The 16,923-nt window shown below is 69.1% G+C and carries 15 protein-coding genes; 9 read left to right on the forward strand and 6 right to left on the reverse strand.

Annotation, left to right across the window (positions count from 1 at the left end):
• The first annotated feature begins 1 nt into the window (after nt 1).
• The 3 genes from ftsH to glmM all read left to right on the forward strand — a co-directional run bounded on the left by ftsH (nt 2) and on the right by glmM (nt 4,320).
• A complete protein-coding gene (gene ftsH / locus MKK84_RS06160) occupies nt 2-1,924 on the forward strand; it encodes an ATP-dependent zinc metalloprotease FtsH (protein ID WP_243917615.1) in 1,923 nt (640 codons plus the stop codon).
• Between the two features lie 167 nt (nt 1,925-2,091).
• Nucleotides 2,092-2,838: a sulfite exporter TauE/SafE family protein gene (locus MKK84_RS06165; protein WP_243917617.1), complete on the forward strand. Its 747-nt coding sequence runs from the start codon at nt 2,092-2,094 to the stop codon at nt 2,836-2,838.
• Nucleotides 2,839-2,979: 141 nt separating this feature from the next.
• Nucleotides 2,980-4,320, forward strand: a complete 1,341-nt coding sequence (gene glmM, locus MKK84_RS06170) for a phosphoglucosamine mutase (protein WP_243917619.1) — start codon at nt 2,980-2,982, stop codon at nt 4,318-4,320.
• A 137-nt stretch (nt 4,321-4,457) separates the two neighbouring features.
• Here glmM and MKK84_RS06175 read toward each other — a convergent pair whose 3' ends face one another.
• Complete coding sequence (locus tag MKK84_RS06175; RefSeq protein WP_243917621.1) at nt 4,458-4,790, reverse strand: MmcQ/YjbR family DNA-binding protein; 333 nt, start codon at nt 4,788-4,790, stop codon at nt 4,458-4,460.
• Between the two features lie 312 nt (nt 4,791-5,102).
• On the opposite strand from MKK84_RS06175, the gene MKK84_RS06180 reads away from it, so the two are divergent.
• The 3 genes from MKK84_RS06180 to MKK84_RS06190 all read left to right on the forward strand — a co-directional run bounded on the left by MKK84_RS06180 (nt 5,103) and on the right by MKK84_RS06190 (nt 7,505).
• Nucleotides 5,103-6,092, forward strand: a complete 990-nt coding sequence (locus MKK84_RS06180) for an outer membrane protein (protein ID WP_243917623.1) — start codon at nt 5,103-5,105, stop codon at nt 6,090-6,092.
• 265 nt (nt 6,093-6,357) lie between these two features.
• Nucleotides 6,358-7,221, forward strand: coding sequence for an outer membrane protein (locus tag MKK84_RS06185; RefSeq protein ID WP_243917624.1), 864 nt, complete (start codon nt 6,358-6,360; stop codon nt 7,219-7,221).
• A gap of 41 nt (nt 7,222-7,262) precedes the next feature.
• Nucleotides 7,263-7,505, forward strand: coding sequence for a hypothetical protein (locus MKK84_RS06190; protein WP_243917626.1), 243 nt, complete (start codon nt 7,263-7,265; stop codon nt 7,503-7,505).
• A gap of 154 nt (nt 7,506-7,659) precedes the next feature.
• Here the strand turns inward: MKK84_RS06190 and MKK84_RS06195 are convergent, their stop codons facing one another.
• The gene (locus MKK84_RS06195) at nt 7,660-8,208 is read right to left on the reverse strand and encodes an HNH endonuclease (RefSeq protein WP_243917628.1); all 549 of its coding nucleotides are present in this window, start codon (nt 8,206-8,208) and stop codon (nt 7,660-7,662) included.
• Between the two features lie 543 nt (nt 8,209-8,751).
• Between MKK84_RS06195 and MKK84_RS06200 the strand changes: the two genes are divergently transcribed.
• Nucleotides 8,752-11,445, forward strand: coding sequence for a DUF3772 domain-containing protein (locus tag MKK84_RS06200; protein ID WP_243917630.1), 2,694 nt, complete (start codon nt 8,752-8,754; stop codon nt 11,443-11,445).
• A 41-nt stretch (nt 11,446-11,486) separates the two neighbouring features.
• On the opposite strand, the gene MKK84_RS06205 is transcribed toward MKK84_RS06200, so the two are convergent.
• A complete protein-coding gene (locus tag MKK84_RS06205; RefSeq protein ID WP_243917632.1) occupies nt 11,487-11,861 on the reverse strand; it encodes a hypothetical protein in 375 nt (124 codons plus the stop codon).
• Nucleotides 11,858-12,199: a DUF6516 family protein gene (locus tag MKK84_RS06210; protein ID WP_243917634.1), complete on the reverse strand. Its 342-nt coding sequence runs from the start codon at nt 12,197-12,199 to the stop codon at nt 11,858-11,860. Before MKK84_RS06210 ends, MKK84_RS06205 begins: the two co-directional genes overlap by 4 nt.
• Before the next feature lie 103 nt (nt 12,200-12,302).
• Here MKK84_RS06210 and MKK84_RS06215 point away from each other — a divergent pair, with 103 nt between their 5' ends.
• Nucleotides 12,303-12,812 carry a CAP domain-containing protein gene (locus tag MKK84_RS06215; RefSeq protein WP_243917635.1) on the forward strand — a complete coding sequence of 170 codons (510 nt, stop codon included), beginning with the start codon at nt 12,303-12,305 and terminating at the stop codon, nt 12,810-12,812.
• Nucleotides 12,813-13,135: 323 nt separating this feature from the next.
• Nucleotides 13,136-14,905, forward strand: a complete 1,770-nt coding sequence (locus MKK84_RS06220) for a glucan ABC transporter ATP-binding protein/ permease (RefSeq protein ID WP_243917708.1) — start codon at nt 13,136-13,138, stop codon at nt 14,903-14,905.
• Between the two features lie 172 nt (nt 14,906-15,077).
• On the opposite strand, the gene MKK84_RS06225 is transcribed toward MKK84_RS06220, so the two are convergent.
• Both MKK84_RS06225 and MKK84_RS06230 read right to left on the reverse strand, forming a co-directional pair.
• Nucleotides 15,078-15,950, reverse strand: coding sequence for an alpha/beta fold hydrolase (locus MKK84_RS06225; protein ID WP_243917637.1), 873 nt, complete (start codon nt 15,948-15,950; stop codon nt 15,078-15,080).
• Nucleotides 15,929-16,801: a YihY/virulence factor BrkB family protein gene (locus MKK84_RS06230; protein WP_243917710.1), complete on the reverse strand. Its 873-nt coding sequence runs from the start codon at nt 16,799-16,801 to the stop codon at nt 15,929-15,931. The genes MKK84_RS06225 and MKK84_RS06230 overlap by 22 nt, the downstream gene beginning before the upstream one ends.
• Nucleotides 16,802-16,923: the final 122 nt, after the last annotated feature.

The following is a 16,923-nucleotide window of genomic DNA, read 5'->3' on the forward strand; positions in this document are numbered from 1 at the left end:
GATGAACCCGAATTTTCGCAACTTTGCCTTGTGGGTCGTCATCTTCCTGCTTGTGCTGGCCCTGGTCACCCTGTTCCAGAACCCGGGGCATCGGGGCGGCGGCAGCGAGATCGCCTACAGCCAGCTCCTGAACGATGCCGATGCCGGCAAGATCCAGTCGGTGGTGATCTCCGGGCAGGACGTGTCCGGCACCTACGTGGGCGGCGGCAACTTCACCAGCTACGCGCCGAACGACCCGGGCCTGGTCTCCAAGCTTCAGGGCAAGGGCGTCCAGATCACCGCCCGTCCGCCGTCCGACAACACCCCCTGGTTCATCCAGCTGCTGGTCAGCTGGCTGCCGATCCTCGTCTTCATCGGCGCCTGGATCTTCCTCTCGCGCCAGATGCAGTCCGGCGCCGGCCGCGCCATGGGCTTCGGCAAGTCGAAGGCTAAGCTCCTGAACGAGGCCCACGGGCGCGTCAGCTTTGATGACGTCGCCGGCGTCGAGGAAGCCAAGGAAGACCTTCAGGAGATCGTGGAATTCCTGCGCGACCCGCAGAAATTCCAGCGCCTCGGCGGTCGGATCCCGCGCGGCGTGCTGCTGGTCGGCCCCCCCGGCACCGGTAAGACCCTGATCGCCCGGGCGGTCGCGGGCGAGGCCAACGTGCCGTTCTTCACCATCTCGGGCTCCGACTTCGTCGAGATGTTCGTGGGCGTCGGCGCCAGCCGCGTGCGCGACATGTTCGAGCAGGCCAAGAAGAACGCGCCCTGCATCATCTTCATCGACGAGATCGACGCGGTCGGCCGCCATCGCGGCGCCGGCCTCGGCGGCGGCAACGACGAGCGCGAGCAGACCCTGAACCAGCTCCTCGTGGAGATGGACGGGTTCGAGGCCAACGAGGGCGTCATCATCATCGCGGCGACCAACCGCCCCGACGTGCTGGATCCGGCGCTGCTGCGCCCCGGCCGGTTCGACCGCCAGATCATGGTGCCGAACCCGGACGTCACCGGCCGCGAGCGCATCCTGCGGGTCCACGTCCGCAAGGTTCCGCTGGCCCCCGATGTCGATCTCAAGGTGATCGCTCGCGGCACCCCCGGCTTCTCCGGCGCCGATCTGATGAACCTCGTCAACGAATCGGCCCTGCTGGCGGCCCGCCGCGGCAAGCGCATCGTCACGATGCACGAGTTCGAGGACGCCAAGGACAAGGTCATGATGGGCGCCGAGCGGCGCACCCTTGTGATGACCGAGGACGAGAAGCGGCTCACCGCCTATCACGAGGGCGGCCACGCCATCGTGGCGTTCAACGTCCCGGCGACCGACCCGGTCCACAAGGCGACCATCATCCCGCGCGGCCGGGCGCTCGGCATGGTCATGCAGCTGCCCGAGCGCGACAAGCTCTCCATGAGCTTCGAGCAGATGACCTCGCGGCTGGCGATCATGATGGGTGGCCGCATCGCCGAGGAGATGACCTTCGGCCAGGATAAGGTGACCTCGGGCGCGCAGTCGGACATCGAGCAGGCGACGCGGCTGGCCAAGATGATGGTGACGCGTTGGGGCTTCTCGCCCGAACTCGGCACCGTCGCGTACGGCGAGAACAACGACGAGGTCTTCCTCGGCATGTCGATGGGCCGGCAGCAATCGGTCTCCGAATCGACCGCCCAGAAGATCGACGCCGAGGTGCGCCGTCTGGTGGAGACCGGGCTGGAAGAGGCCCGCCGCATCCTCGCCGAGCACAAGGACGATCTGGAGGCCCTGGCCCAGGGGCTCCTCGAATACGAGACCCTCTCGGGCGAGGAGATCCGCAACCTGTTGAAGGGTAAACCCCCGGTCCGCGACGGCGGCGACGTGCCGCCGACCCCGGCCCGGGGTTCCTCGGTCCCCTCGGCAGGCCGCGGCCGGCCGAAGGAGAGCGACGGTGGCCTGGAGCCGCAGCCGCAGGCCTGAAGCGCCGGACAAGACGACGATCGAGAGGGGCGCCGCGAGGCGCCCTTTTTCGTGCCTGACAAACCGGAGCCGCTGTCGGCAATTCGGCGCCGCCAGCTTGGCCGTAGACTCGGCCCATCCCATCGAATCGGAAACACAGGCCTCTCCACAAGGCGCTGCCAACCCTCATGCCGGTCTCGACCTATCTCGTCGTCGCCCTCGGCGCCGTCGCCGCCGGCTTCGTGCAGGGGCTCTCGGGTTTCGGCTTCGGGCTCGTCTCCCTGTCGTTTTGGGCCTGGGTGCTGGATCCGAAGCTCGGCGCGTTCCTGGCGGTGTCCGGGGCCTTCACCGGACAGGTCGTGGCCGCCATCTCGGTCCGGCGCGGCTTCGACCTTCGGCGCCTTGCGCCCTTCGTGCTCGGCGGTCTCGCCGGGATCCCCCTCGGCATCCTCCTGCTGCCGCGGCTCGACGCCGACTGGTTCAAGGCGATCCTGGGCCTGCTGCTGCTGGTCTGGTGCCCGGCCATGCTGTTCGCCCAGAACCTACCCCGCATCACCGTCGGCGGCCGGTTCGCCGACGCGCTGGTCGGCCTCGGCGGCGGCATGATGGGCGCGCTCGGCGGGTTCACGGGGGTGCTGCCCACTCTCTGGTGCACCCTGCGGCGCTACGAGCGCGATGTGCAGCGCGCCGTGATCCAGAACTTCAACCTCGCCATGCTCAGCGTCACGATCGTCACCTACCTGGCCTCCGGCCTCGTCACCCGGGCCATGCTGCCGATGCTGGCCGTGGTGCTGCCGGCGATGCTGATCCCGACGCTGCTCGGCGCGCGGGTCTATCTCGGCATCAGCGAGGCGGCGTTCCGCACCCTCGTGCTGAGCCTCCTGACCCTCTCGGGCCTCGCCCTGGTCGGCGCGGCGCTCCCGCGGATCCTGTAGCGACCGTCGGGCGCTCGGCCCCATTTCGACCGCCTTTGTCGGGAAGCACCGGATGGACCCGGCCGGCAGCGCTGCATCCGGCGTAAACGATTATCTGCTAGCTTTGTCCGGCCGGTGAGACCGCGCCTCGGAGACGACTTCGTGCGAAAGTATTTCGGAACCGACGGTATCCGCGGTCGCGCCAACGGGGTGATCACCCCCGAACTCGCCCTCAAGGTGGGGCAGGCGGCGGGCCTCGTGTTCCAGCGCGGCGACCACCGCCACCGGGTGGTGATCGGCAAGGACACGCGCCTGTCGGGCTACATGATCGAGACCGCGCTGGTCGCGGGCTTCACCTCGGTCGGCATGGACGTGCTGCTGCTCGGCCCCGTGCCGACGCCGGCCGTCGCCATGCTGACCCGCTCCATGCGGGCCGATCTCGGCGTGATGATCTCGGCCTCGCACAACCCGTTCGAGGATAACGGCATCAAGCTGTTCGGGCCCGACGGCTTCAAGCTCAACGACGCGATCGAGCACGAGATCGAGGGCCTGATCGACGCCGACATGCACAAGCGCCTGTCCGGCTCGAACGATCTCGGCCGGGCCAAGCGGATCGAGAGCGTGCATGCCCGCTACATCGAGTTCGCCAAGCGCACCCTGCCGCGGCAGGTGACGCTGGAGGGCCTGCGCGTCGTGGTCGACTGCGCCAACGGCGCCGCCTACCGGGTCGCCCCCGAGACCCTGTGGGAACTCGGCGCCGACGTGATCGCCATCGGCACCGAGCCGGACGGCTTCAACATCAACCGCGACGTCGGCTCCACCGCGCCGGCGGCTTTGGTCGCCAAGGTGCGCGAGCGCCGGGCCGATATCGGCATCGCGCTGGACGGCGACGCCGACCGGGTGCTGATCGTCGACGAGAAGGGGCAGGTGGTCGACGGCGACCAGCTCATGGCGGTGATCGCCCGCTCCTGGAAGGAGGACGAGCGCCTGACCCAGCCGGGGGTGGTGGCCACGATCATGTCGAATCTCGGCCTGGAGCGCTATCTCGGCGACCTCGGGCTGACGCTCGCCCGCACCGCGGTGGGCGACCGCTACGTCCTCGAGCATATGCGCGAGCACGGCTACAACCTCGGCGGCGAGCAATCCGGCCACATCATCATGTCGGACTACACCACCACGGGCGACGGACTCGTGGCGGCGCTCCAGCTGCTCAGCGTGGTGCAGCGTCAGAACCGGCCGGTGAGCGAGGTCTGCCACTGCTTCGAGCCGCTGCCGCAGATCCTCAAGAACGTGCGCTACAAGGCCGGGGAGCCGCTCCGCCAGGACAGCGTGGTGAGCGCCATCGAGCATGCCCGCGAGCGCCTCGGCAATGGCGGCCGCCTCGTGATCCGCCCCTCCGGCACCGAGCCGGTGATCCGCGTGATGGCCGAGGGCGACGACCGCGGCCTCGTCAACGATGTGGTCGACGAGGTGGTCGACGCCGTCACCAAGGCCGCGGCCTGAGTCCGGGGTTTCCAAAGGGCAAGCCCTTTGGCGGGGTTCGGGGGCGGAGCCCCTGAGGTTCGGGCAAGGCCCGATACCAGGGCTCCGCCCTGGACCCGCAAAAGGTCGGAGACCTTTTGAAACCAGGACTTTGAGGATCAATCGTAGGCGGCGCTCAGGTCCGGCGGCGCCGTCATGCGCCAGGCCGCCAGGAGGGCGGTGCGGAGCGTCTCCTCCTCGCACAGGTCGAGATCGAGGTTGGTCCAGCCCCGGCGACCCCAGGCCCCGTCGAGGGGCGTGAACAGGTCCGGCTCGGCCTCGCACAGAGCGGCCTGATCGTCGGGCGCGAGCCGCAGCACCACCCGCGCCTCCTCGACCCACAGGGTCGCGAACACACGGCCGCCGACGCGGAAATCCGGATTGCCGCTATGGGCGCCCGCCACCGCCTCGGGCAGCATCAGCGCTAGGATGCGCACGTCCTCGGGGAGCATGGGCGACTCAGCCCGCTCGGCCCGGACCCGCGACCATCCGAGGCCCGACCCAAAGGCGGTCCCAAGCGGCGGGGAGCATCCGGTTCATGCAGTCTTTCTCCCTGTACAGTGGATCCCCGAAGAGGCCACTGCATGCCTCAATGGAGGCCGGCCAATATTTGTGGAGCAACGGTTTGCGCCGGGGGGTCGAGAACACGCAAGGCTAAGACTTAACGTTAAGCCGGATTTAAGACGTTGCGCGCATTCTTCACAGGCTAACCACAGAGCACGCACGCGGAGCGTCGGGCTCACGGCTCCAGTAAAGGAATTCTTATGGCCCGCTCCAAGCTCAACGCTTTGGTGCGTAGCCTGACGCTCGCGGCGAGCGTCGGCGCGCCCTGCCTCGCCGCTGCGGCAGACCTGCTGCCTCCGCCGCCCCCTCCGCCGCCCGAGCCGATCGAGGTCGGTGGCGGCTGGTACCTGCGCGGCGACGTGGGCGCCAGTGTCTACACCCGCCCCAAGTACAGCGAAGCCTACGATTACACCGGCTACCCGGACGCCAACCGCTCCTTCGGTAACGTGATCGGCGGCGGCGGCTTCGCGGGCGTCGGTGTCGGCTACCAGTTCACCCCGTTCCTCCGCGGCGACATCACCGGTGAGTATCGCTACGCCACCGGCCTGCGCGGCAGCGAGTACTACCGCGGCCCGGACTACGATGACGGCCTCGGCTCCTACGGCGTCAACAAGTCGAGCGGCAACTTCGACTCCGCCGTCGTGCTCGCCAACGCGTATTTCGACCTCGGCACGTGGTACGGCATCACGCCGTTCATCGGCGGCGGCGTCGGCTACGCCTTCAACCACATCTCGTCCTACTCGACCAACCAGCAGTTCACGAGCCCGACCTACGGTTACGATTACGGCAACCCGGTCTATGGCTGCGACTGCGGCGCGCCCTCCTACAACTACAAGCCGGTCTACGACTCGAACGGCAACGCGGTCTACAACACCAACAGCGGCAGCAAGTTCTACAAGGACAAGTCGAGCGGCAGCTTCGCCTGGGCGCTCCATGCCGGTCTCGCCTACAACGTGACCGACGCGCTGAAGATCGAGTTGGCCTACCGCTACCTGAACCTCGGCAAGGCCGAGACCGGCGCCGGCTACGTGCCGTGCTGCACCGGCAGCCTCCAGGCGATCAAGGTGAAGGACATCGAGGCGCACGACGTGAAGATCGGCCTGCGCTACTACCTCGGCGGTATCGTGGCGGCCCCGCTGCCGCCGCTGATGCCGGAGCCGATCCCCGGCCCGCTGGTGCGCAAGTACTGATCGCACCCCGATCTCATCACTGGACGGCGACGGCGCGGATGCCCTCCGCGCCGTTTCGCGTTTCGGTGCTGCCGCGCGGGCCGCGGATGCAGCCGAAGACATGTCGGATGCCGTTCGATGTCGTTCGAGAGACCGCTGACAACAGCGATAGATCAACATTGCGACCTGGAAACTCGTTTCGATCAACGGATGATTAAGGTTACTCGACTATCACGGTGTTGAGGCTCGATCCGCCGCTTGTCACGTCAGTTCCAGGACGATCCCGATGCGTACCGTCACCTTTCCGCTACTGGCGGTTCTCGGTCTCTGCGGTGTCAACACCGCCCGGGCTGCAGACCTGGATTACGATTACCTGCGCGGTGCCGATTACGATCCGATTCCGGCCCCGGTCCGGGTGATCGACTGGAGCGGCGTGTATGTCGGCGGCCATGGCGGCTACACCTCGGCGGCGCTCGGGTTCAAGAACGCGCTCTCGCCGCTGGTCTACGAGCGCTCGCACAACTCGACCGCCGAGTCGGATTTCGGTGCCTCGGGCCTGCTGAGCCCGCCATCGCGGCGCGTCGGCTCCGCGAGCTTCGGTGGCTATGTCGGCTACAACGTCCAGTACGACAGCTTCGTGTTCGGCATCGAGGGCGACTACACGAATTTCGGCCGCTTGGGCTCTTCCTCCGACAGCGTCGGCCGCATCAAGACCAATTCGCTGGGTCTCCAGGAGACCCTCAACCTGAACGGGACCTCCGCAACGCGGATCACCGATTACGGGACGCTGCGGGCCCGCCTCGGCTACGCCATCGACAGCCTCATGCCGTATGTCACGGGCGGCGTCGCAATCGGCCGCGCGCGCGTCGCGGACTCGCTCAGCTACTCCGATTCCGGCTTCGACGTCAGCGCGTACAACGCCAGCCTGGCCGGGACGAACACCTTCGTCAATCAGTTCAGAGCCACGCATAACGATCAGCGGTCGAAGACGAAGGTCGTCGCCGGCGTCGCGCTGGGGGCCGGCATCGAATACGCAATCACGCCGAACATCCTCCTGCGCGCCGAGTATCAGTACGTGCTGTTCGACAGCTTCGACGGGCACAAGGTCAACCTGAACACCGTCCGCGCCGGCGCGGCCATCAAGTTCTGATACGGCACGGTCTGGTCTTGGTTGTCGGCGGGAGCCTGTTCATGCGTGGTCGTCGTCGTCTCGCGGTCGCCGCGGCCCTGCTCGTCGCAGGGCCCGCCCTGGCGTCCCCCGTGGCCTGGCCCGGGGATCGGCCCGAGCCGCGCGTCATCCGCCACAGGGTCCGGGTGCGACCCATTCCGATCGTCCCCCTGGTCCGGCCGCCCGTGCTGGTGCGGGACTACCTGCCGCGCAACCACAACGTCCCGATGTACAACGAGCCGCCCCGCACCACGCCGGCTTGGTGAGGCAACCGCCGGGACGCCGGGCGTTGACCGGCCGGGTCCCTGCCTGCGACGTGTGTCCGGCCTGTCATCGCGCGGTTCGGGCGGGACATCCGCGGCCTTGCACACTCATGGCGGCGGGCGACGGTGTTCGATGCAGCGATGCGCTGCCCCCGCCTCAGCTCTCCAGCTCGCTGTCCCAATACAGATAGTCGAGCCACGTGTGGTGATACTGCTTGTGGTCGAACTCCGGCTGGCGGTGGTGCAGTTCGTAGCGGGTCGGCCGCCGGGGCTCGATCGCCAGCGGCATGTCGGCCTCGGCCGGGGTGCGGTTGGCCTTGCGGAGGTTGCAGGGCGAGCAGGCCGCCACGACGTTCTCCCAGCTCGACAGGCCGCCCCGGGAGCGCGGCACCACGTGGTCGAAGGTCAGGCCCCCCGAGGGCAGCCGCAGGCCGCAATACTGGCAGCTGAAGCCGTCGCGCAGGTAGATGTTGTAGCGGGTGAAGGCCGGGCTGCGGGCGAGCGCCACATAGTTCTTCAGCGCGACGACGCTGGGCACCCGCAGCGACCGTGACGGCGAGCGCGCCTCGACGTCGTAGCTCGCCACCAGGGTGACCCGGTCGAGGAACAGGGCCGTGAAGGCGTCCTTCCACGACCAGAGGGAGAGCGGATTATACGAGAGCGGCCGATAATCCGCGTTGAGGACGAGGGTTTGGAGATCCATCATCGGCGCGACTCTTCAACACTAGCTCTGACGCGGATAACGCGCGGGACCGGGCCGACGCCTCACCGGTCCGTCCGAACCGGCCAAAAGCCGATAGCGGGCGGGCCGGCGCACGGGGCGGCGACCTGGGGGGAGCGGCGGAGGGAGCAACAGGGCGGCGGGCCGGCGCGCGGGGGCGCCAGTCGGGGCGATCAGATCCGGAACGCGGCCGGGCCGAGCCGGCACGATCGCCGGCCAAGCCCTTTCGCGTGATGACGAAAAGGCCCTGTCCATGAGGCGTTCATGTAATCCCAGCATGACGCCCTTGTGAAGCTTTTCCGGGCAGGCCCTGGGGACGCACCCACACGAGGCCTCCGAAAGCCATCCCCGGGCCAAGCCCCCGGGGGGGCCGCCGGATCCGGCGCAGGGCGGGCAGGGGCACGGTTTCGCCCCATTGCTCCCGCAGAGCGCGGGGCTGCCAGGGGGCCGCCCGGTCCCCTAATCGCCGCCGATTCGCCGATGCCGGATGCCGACCGTGCGTCCGGCGCGCCCGACGCGAGGTCGCCCATGACGCGTACGCAAGAGCGTACCTGCAAGCTGGATGGCGGCGCGCGCCCGTCCCGCCTGCCCGCCCTGTTTGCCGCCCTGATGCTCGGCCTGGCCGCCGCATCCCCGCCAGCCTGTGCCGAGACGCCCGCCCCGACGCCGGCTCAGGCCCCCGCCCAGGCTCAGGCGCCTGCCGGCAAGCCCGCGGAGGCCAAGCCCTCGGAGGCCAAGCCCGCGGAGACCAAGCCCGCTGGGGCCAAACCGACCGCGGCCAAACCCGCCCCGGTCCCGGCGGACGTCCCCGAGCAGTACAAGGCGGTTCGGGCCAAGCTCGACGCCGCCAAGTCCGAACTCGACGCCCGCGAGAAGCAGCTCGGGCATACCGACCTGACGGTGGCCGATCTCACCGCCATCCGCGACAGCGCCGCCGCGGTCACCGACGAGATCCGCGGCCTGGTCACGCGGCTCGACGGCCCCCTCGAGGCGGCCCGCGAGCGGCTGACCCAGCTCGGACCGAAGCCCAAGGACACGCAGGAGAGCCCGGAGGTCGCCGAGCAGCGCGCCGAGCGCGAGGCCGCGGTCACCCGGATCGACGAGAGCCAGCGGCTGGCCCGCTCCCTGGTGGTCCAGGGTGACCAGATCGTCGATCGCGTCTCGAACCGACGCCGCGAATCCTTCACCCGCGACCTGTTCCAGCGCTCGCAGCCGCTGATCGGCCCGGGCCTCTGGGCCAAGGTGATGGCCGACGTGCCGCGCGACACCCGCGCGCTGCAGAGCGCGGTCTCCGATATCGGCCTGCTGTTCTCCCGCAACGGCAGCCTGGGCAATCTGCTGTTCCTGGGGCTCGCCTTCGGAATCTCGGTGGCGCTGTATTTCGGGCGGCGCAACATCGCGCCCCGGGGCGCCCACCGGGACGTGGGCACGACCGATCCGTCGCGGCGCGCGCGCCTGCTCGCCGCCTGGCGGGTGATCCTGCTCGGGACGGTGCCGGCGGTGGCCGGCTCCTACGCGGTCTATTACGCGCTCGATGCCACCAACCTCCTGCCGTCCCGGCTCCTGCCGGTGGCGGCCGCGATCTCCGGGGGGCTCGCCTTCATCGCCTTCGTGGAGGCGCTCTGCGACGGGCTGCTGAGCCCGGAAAAGCCCGCCTGGCGTCCCGCCCCCGTGGGCGACGCGGCGGCCACGCGCCTGACGCGCCTCGCGGTCGGCATCGCCACGGTGGTGACCGTGGTGAAGTCCGTGGAGGCCCTGAATTCCGGGATCTCGGCCGCGCTGCCGATTTCCATCGCGACGCGCGGCCTCGGCGCCGTGGCGACCGCCCTGATCCTGGCGATCGGCTTGCACCGCTTCGCCGATACCGAGCAGGAGGAAGAGGCCTGCTTCGGCCCCTACGTGCCGACCAAGTCGACCACGAGCATCGGCGGCCCGGCCCGCCTCCTCGGCTGGGCCGCCGTGGCGGTGATCGGGCTTGGTGCGCTGGTGGGCTACGTCGCCTTCGCGACCTTCCTGATCGATCAGTTTATCTGGGCCGCCTGCATCTTGGTGCTGCTCTACCTGCTGGTTCAGAGCGTCGATATCTTCATCGGCCGCGCGCTCTCCGACGAGACGCGCCTCGCCACCACGCTCCAGGCCAATACCGGCCTGCGCAAGCGCTCGCTGAACCAGATCTCGGTCCTCGCGACCGGAGGCGCCCGGGTCGTGCTGTTCCTGGTGGCGGCCCTGCTGGTGCTGGCGCCCTGGGGGCTCGATTCGACCGACATCGTCTCCTCGGTCCGGCAGGCCTTCTTCGGCTTCAAGGTCGGCGACGTCACGATCTCGCTGTCCAGCATCGCGCTGGGGATCGGCATCCTGGCGGTCGGCGTGTTCATCACCAAGGGCGTGCAGCGCTGGCTCGAGAACACCTACCTGCCGGCCACCGACCTCGACGCCGGCCTGCGCAACTCGATCACCACGGTGGCGGGCTATTGCGGCTTCCTGCTCGCGCTCGCGCTCGCCTTCTCGTATCTGGGCCTGAGCCTCGAAAAGCTCACCCTGGTGGCCGGCGCCCTGTCGGTCGGTATCGGTTTCGGCCTCCAGTCGATCGTCAACAACTTCGTCTCGGGCCTGCTGCTCCTGTGGGAGCGGCCGATCCGGGTCGGCGATCAGGTGGTGATCGGTGATTCCGAGGGCATCGTGAAGCGGATCTCGGTGCGCTCCACGGAGATCCAGACCTTCGACCGCTCGGCCGTGATCGTGCCGAACTCCAACCTGATCTCCGGCGTGGTGAAGAACCGGGTGCGGGGCGACCGCTCGGGGCGGGTGAGCATCACGGTCAGCGTCCTGCGCAATCAGGACCCGGTGCGCGCCGCCGAGATGATCACGGGCTGCGCGATCGCCCATGCCGACGTGCTGAAGGAGCCCGCGCCCCGGGTGGTGTTCAAGAAGATCGGCGACCCGTTCCTCGAATTCGAGCTGCTGGTCTGGATCACCGACGTCAGCCTCGGCCAGAAGGTGCTGACCGACCTGAACTTTTCCGTGTTCGCGAGCCTCTGCGAGGCGGGCTTCATCCCGCCGCTCGGCCCCGGCTCCAGCATCGTGACCGTGCAGGGCCTCGACTCGATGCAGACCGCCATGGGCGAGATCGCCAGCCGGTTCGGGCTGGCGGCGCCGGCCGCCGAGGCCGGGGAGGGGAGCCGGGCGCAGCGGGACCGGAGCCTGCGGAGCGCTGGGGGCTGAGGCGACGAACCCCGGGCTCTGCCTTCAGGAGGAGGGCGCCCCTACGGGCGCGCTTGGGCGGGCCTCAGGTCGAGATGCGCACACGCGCCCTCGGCGGCGAGCATCACCCGTGTCCCGGTCCGCTTCAGCAGGCCCACCTTCTCCAGAGCCGCCACGTCGTCGTGCACGCGTCGGTAATTCCGGCCGAGCGAGCCTGCCAGCGCGGTGATGGAGTCGGCCGGCCCTGCCGCCAGGGCCTCCAGCACCGCGATGCGGGCGGTCGAGAAGGTCTTGAGGAAGGTCGTCCAGTTCTCGAAGGTGACAACACGTTCCGGCTCCACGGCTTCGCCTGCCTCCGCACGCCGCACCGCCGAGAGGAAACGCGCCCGCATATCCTCCACCGGCCCGCCGATGACGACGGTCACTTCATCGCTCATCGATCACCTCCGCGCAGCACACCGACCTCGGTCAGGAAGTCATCCAGCAGCGTCTCGAACGTCGTGAACAGGTAGGGCGTTTCCTCCGCACCGCGCTGGACGTGATCACCCTTCCCCGCCTCATTGTCGTAAGCCAGGATCCGCTGACCCTCGCCACCGTAGAACAGCGAATATTTGAAGCCGTGCACTGAACCACGCACCCGGTCGGGAGGCTGAAGTTCCCACAGTTTGAGCTGAAGGATCATACCATCCGCGAAGACCCTCTTGTCATCGAGCAGGAGCCGCGCGCGTGCCATGGGAGACGAAAAAGCCTCGGACGTTATGACACCGAACGTCATATCACGTCGAGCTGGTGATTCTGCAGCGCGGATGCAGGCGGGTCCGACAATGCCTATATGGCTCCGGCATCCGAGCCGGCTGCCGGGGTGGGGACCAGGAAACGTGGGCGCACGACACAAGAGACGGACCCTGCCGCGGGTGCTCTGCCTGCCGGCGTTGGCGCTTCTCGGCTCCTGCGCCGCCCAGGCGCCGACCTCCTCGGCGCTGCCGAGCATCTACCTGCCGCTCGCCAACAACAGCGCGCATATCGATGTCGAGGCGGCCCGCGACATGATCTCGTCGTACCGCCGCAACCGCGGCGCGGCGCCGCTCACCGTCGATCCGGAATTGCAGCGGCTGGCCGAGGCCGAGGCGGCCTCCATGGCGCTGGCCGACCGGCCGAGCCGGGCGCAGACCGTCAAGGCCGCGGTGGAGCGGCTCGGCTACGCGGACGTGAACGCCAACCTCTCGGCAGGCTACCACACCCTGGCCGAGGCCTTTTCCGGTTGGCGCGACAGTCCCCCGCACAACGCCACGATGCTCGACCCGAAGGCGACCAAGATGGGCATCGCCACCGCCTACGCGCCGGGCTCGAAGTACAAGGTCTACTGGGCGCTGCTCACCGCCAAGTAGGGAAGGGGCGGGCTACGGCAGTCCCCTCGCGTTCGGCACGGGCGCCCGGAGCCGCGCGACCGTCACCCGCCGGCCGGCCTGTCGGGACCGAGAACGACCGGGTAACCCGCGAGGTTAGGATATCTTGCTGAACGAACAGTAAGCGCGGATGTTTCCAACCTGTATCGATCCGTCATCGCGCGTTCAGGCAGAACCTGGCATACGCCTGTCGTACGAGGGGTTTGACGGCAGAGGCGGCGACGCCGCCGGCCAAGCGACCTTCTTAAGAGACGGCGTAGGACCCGGGTCACACGGGCCGCGCCAGGGGTGGCGGAGCGGTCGTGATGGTTCGTCTGTACGGGCGGGTCCTGGGATTTTTGAAGGCGGAGCGGCGGCTGGCGATCGGCTTGGCCGCCACCAACGTCGTGCTGGCGGTGGCGGCCTTCGCCGAACCGCTGCTGATGGGCCGCATCATCGACCAGCTGACTCATCTCAAGCGCGGCGGCGACGCCATGGGCACGATGCTGCCCCTGCTGGCCGCCTGGGTGGCGTTCGGGTTCTTCACCATCGCGGCGGGCGTGTTCATCGCGCTCCACGCCGACCGGCTGGCCCACCGCAACCGTCTGTCCTCGATGGCGAGCTACTTCGAGCACGTGCTCGACCTGCCGCTCGCCTTCCACTCGGCCAACCATTCCGGCCGCGTGCTGAAGGCGATGCTGGAGGGCACGAACGGCATGGCGTGGCTGTGGCTCGGCTTCTTCCGCGACCACCTCGTCGCCCTGGTCTCGCTGGGCGTGCTCCTGCCGATGACCCTGTTGATCAACTGGCAGCTCGGCTCGATCCTGGTGGTGCTGGTGCTCGCCTTCACGGCGCTGACCACCTTCGTGATGCGCCGGACCGAGACGCTGCAGTGTCAGGTCGAGGAATTCAATTCCGGCCTCGCGGCCCACGCTTCGGACGCGCTCGGCAACGTCGCGGTGATCCAGTCGTTCACCCGCGCCAAGGCCGAGAAGGACGCGATGCGCGGCATCATCACCAATCTGCTGGCCGCGCAGATCCCGGTCCTGTCCTGGTGGGCGCTCGCCAACGTGGCGACCCGCGCCTCCGCCACCATCACCATGACGGCGATCTTCGTCACCGGCATCTGGCTGTATCAGGCCGGCACCACCACGGTGGGCGAGGTCGTGGCCTTCATGAGCCTCGCCACCGCCTTCGTGGCCCGGCTCGACCACGTGGTCGGCTTCGTCAACGGCCTGTTCCAGCAGGCCCCGAAGATCGCCGAGTTCTTCGAGATCTACGACACCGTCCCTGCGGTGGCCGACCGGCCGCAGGCCCGGCAGGTGGCGCGGTTCGAGGGCGAGGTCACGTTCGACGACGTCGCCTTCTCGTACGATGGCCGCCGCCGGGCGCTGGACGGCGTGTCCTTCTCGGCGCGCCCCGGCGAGACGATCGCGCTGGTCGGCACCACCGGCTCGGGCAAGTCGACGACGCTGGGCCTCCTGCACCGCAGCTTCGACCCGGCCGCCGGTTCGATCCGGATCGACGGGATGGACATCCGCGACGTCGGCCTCTCGAGCCTGCGCCACAACATCGGCGTGGTGTTCCAGGAGCCGATGCTGTTCGCCCGCTCGATCCGCGAGAACCTGCAGGTCGGCTGCCCGGACGCGACCGACGCCGAGATGCTCGACGCGCTGGAGCGCGCCCAGGCCAGCACCTTCATGGCCCGCCAGCCCGCCGGGCTCGACACGGTGATCGGCGAGCGCGGCCGGTCGCTCTCGGGGGGCGAGCGTCAGCGGCTCTCGATCGCCCGGGCGCTCCTGAAGAATCCGCCGATCCTGATCCTCGACGAGGCGACCTCGGCGCTCGACGCGGCCACCGAGCGCAAGCTCCAGGGCGCGCTGGAGACCGTGATGGAGGGGCGCACCACCTTCGTGATCGCCCACCGGCTGGCCACGATCCGCGACGCCGACCGGATCCTGGTGTTCCACGAGGGCCGGATCGTCGAGGCCGGCACCTTCGACCAGCTGGTCGCGCAGGATGGCCGCTTCGCCGAACTCGCCCGGGCGCAGTTCATGGCGGCCGAGGCCGATGAAGGATTGGCGCTGGCCGCGTGAGGTTGGGCTGCCGCTGGCTGCACGCCGTGTCTTTCGGGACGAGGCGCGGGTCCCCTCTTCCTTCAGGAGAGGGGACCCGCGCTTCATTCGGCCGCCATTGTGCCGCGCACGGCGTGCCGATCGAGTAGCCCCACGGGAGAGGGCGTCTCGCGCACGCCAGACACGCGGTGGCTCACACCCACCCGATCCGCGCGAAGAACCCCGCAATCTCCTCCGCCGCCCGGTCGGGATCCTCCCGGTGCGGGAAGTGCCCCACCCCCGGGAACGGCGCCAGATCGAGATCCGAGAAGGTCTCGCCCAGGCGGTCGGTCCAGGCGTAGGGGAAGATCGGGTCGTGCTCGGCCCAGCGCACGCAGGTCGGCACGGTGATCGGCGGCAGGGGCGGGGCCTCGCCCTTGAGCATCGCCACCCGCCCGGCATGGGCCGCCCGGTAATGCGCGAAGCCGCCCGCGAGGTTTCCGGGCTTCCAATACGCGTCCACGAAGGCGTCGAGCACCGGATCGAACGCGTCCTTGCGGTGCGACCAGTGCCGCAGGAAGTGCCCGATATAGGCGGCGCAGCTGGCCCGGCTGGCACCGACCAGCTGCACCGCCAGATCCATCTGATTGAACGACTGGTACCAGATCTCGGTGAGACGGTCGGGCGCGGCGAGGCGGGGGCCGATCCCCGGATACACGAAATCGAACAGGACCAGGCCGGCGCAGCGCTCCGGATTCGCCCGGGCGAGCGCCTGGATCACCGCCCCGCCGACATCGTGGCCGACGATGCCGGCCCGCTCGATCCCCAGTGCGTCGAGCAGCGCCACCATGTCGGCGGCGTGATCGGCCGGCCCGAAGGGTCCCACCGGCGTGCCGCTGTCGCCGAAGCCGCGCAGGTCCGGGGCGATCAGGGTGTGGCGGGACGCCAAGCGCGCCATCACGGGTTCCCAGGTCAGCCAGAATTCCGGCCAGCCGTGGAGCAGCAGCAGCGGCGAACCCGTGCCGCAGCGGGCGACGTGCAGGTCGGCGCCCGCGACGGGAACCGTCAGGTGTTCGAGGCCGTCCATTTCCCCTCCATCTCGGCCCGGCGGGCCAGCATCTTCGCCTGCAACCGGCTGCGGCGGGCGGCGATCACCGTGCCGTTGATCTCGCCGCCGAACAGGAACATGGCGGCGAGCCAGTAGAGGAACACGAGGAACACCATCGCGGTGGCCAAGCCGCCGTAGGTGGACGCGTAGGCGTTCGAGAATCGGTCGAGATAATAGCCGAAGCCGAGGCCGGCGAAGAACCACAGGACCAGCGTCACCCCGATCCCCGGCAGCACCGACAGGATCGAGCGCCGCCCGGCGGCGACGAACTTGTGGGCGATGACCAGGATCACGGCGAGCAGCAGCGCGGTGATCCCGATCCGCCCGATCGCCACCGTCAGGCTCAGGGGCTCGAGCCCCGGCGCCACCAGCACGAGGGCGCGCCAGATCAGCGGCCCCAGCACCACGAGCAGCGCGAAGGCCAGCATCGCGAAGGCGCCGCAGATCACGTAGCCGATCGATTCGAGCCGGGTCAGCCACCAGGGCCGGCTCTCCCGCAGCCCGTAGGCCCGGTTCAGCCCGACCCGGAGGCTCTCGACCCCCGAGGAGGAAAAGTAGAGGGCGAACAGCGCGCCGAGCGTCAGCACCCCGCGGCGCTGCTCGGTCAGCACCCGGTGCACCTCGCCGACGATCGGCTTGGCGATCTCCCGGGGCCACGCGTCGAAGATCAGCACCCCGGCCTCGTCGGCGAGCGACTGGGTGCCGAACAGGCCGGCCAAGGCCGCCAGCAGGATCAGGAACGGGAACAGCGAGGTGAGGGTCGAGAGCGCGATGTGGCTCGCGATCGCCCAGCCGTCGTGGGAGACGAAGCGCTGCGCCGCCACGCCCATGATCTGGAATCCGTTGCGGATGGGTTTCACGATGCTCTGACGATCCTCTGGCGGAACGGCTCGCTGATGAACGGCTCGAGCCTTCTTGTGACGCGCTCTCCTGTGCCGAGCTGGTATCCACC

The sequence above is a fragment of the Methylobacterium sp. E-065 genome (assembly GCF_022829605.1).
Classification (GTDB): domain Bacteria; phylum Pseudomonadota; class Alphaproteobacteria; order Rhizobiales; family Beijerinckiaceae; genus Methylobacterium.

Coding starts and splice junctions, on each gene's coding strand:
- MKK84_RS06230 (WP_243917710.1), bottom strand. CDS start 16,801: ATGGGCGTGGCGGCGCAGCGCTTCGTCTCCCACGACGGCTGGGCGATC.
- MKK84_RS06175 (WP_243917621.1), bottom strand. CDS start 4,790: ATGCTCCCCGAGGACGTGCGCATCCTAGCGCTGATGCTGCCCGAGGCG.
- MKK84_RS06165 (WP_243917617.1), top strand. CDS start 2,092: ATGCCGGTCTCGACCTATCTCGTCGTCGCCCTCGGCGCCGTCGCCGCC.
- MKK84_RS06220 (WP_243917708.1), top strand. CDS start 13,136: ATGGTTCGTCTGTACGGGCGGGTCCTGGGATTTTTGAAGGCGGAGCGG.
- MKK84_RS06180 (WP_243917623.1), top strand. CDS start 5,103: ATGGCCCGCTCCAAGCTCAACGCTTTGGTGCGTAGCCTGACGCTCGCG.
- MKK84_RS06185 (WP_243917624.1), top strand. CDS start 6,358: ATGCGTACCGTCACCTTTCCGCTACTGGCGGTTCTCGGTCTCTGCGGT.
- ftsH (WP_243917615.1), top strand. CDS start 2: ATGAACCCGAATTTTCGCAACTTTGCCTTGTGGGTCGTCATCTTCCTG.
- MKK84_RS06190 (WP_243917626.1), top strand. CDS start 7,263: ATGCGTGGTCGTCGTCGTCTCGCGGTCGCCGCGGCCCTGCTCGTCGCA.
- MKK84_RS06210 (WP_243917634.1), bottom strand. CDS start 12,199: ATGACGTTCGGTGTCATAACGTCCGAGGCTTTTTCGTCTCCCATGGCA.
- MKK84_RS06225 (WP_243917637.1), bottom strand. CDS start 15,950: ATGGACGGCCTCGAACACCTGACGGTTCCCGTCGCGGGCGCCGACCTG.
- MKK84_RS06195 (WP_243917628.1), bottom strand. CDS start 8,208: ATGATGGATCTCCAAACCCTCGTCCTCAACGCGGATTATCGGCCGCTC.
- MKK84_RS06200 (WP_243917630.1), top strand. CDS start 8,752: ATGACGCGTACGCAAGAGCGTACCTGCAAGCTGGATGGCGGCGCGCGC.
- MKK84_RS06205 (WP_243917632.1), bottom strand. CDS start 11,861: ATGAGCGATGAAGTGACCGTCGTCATCGGCGGGCCGGTGGAGGATATG.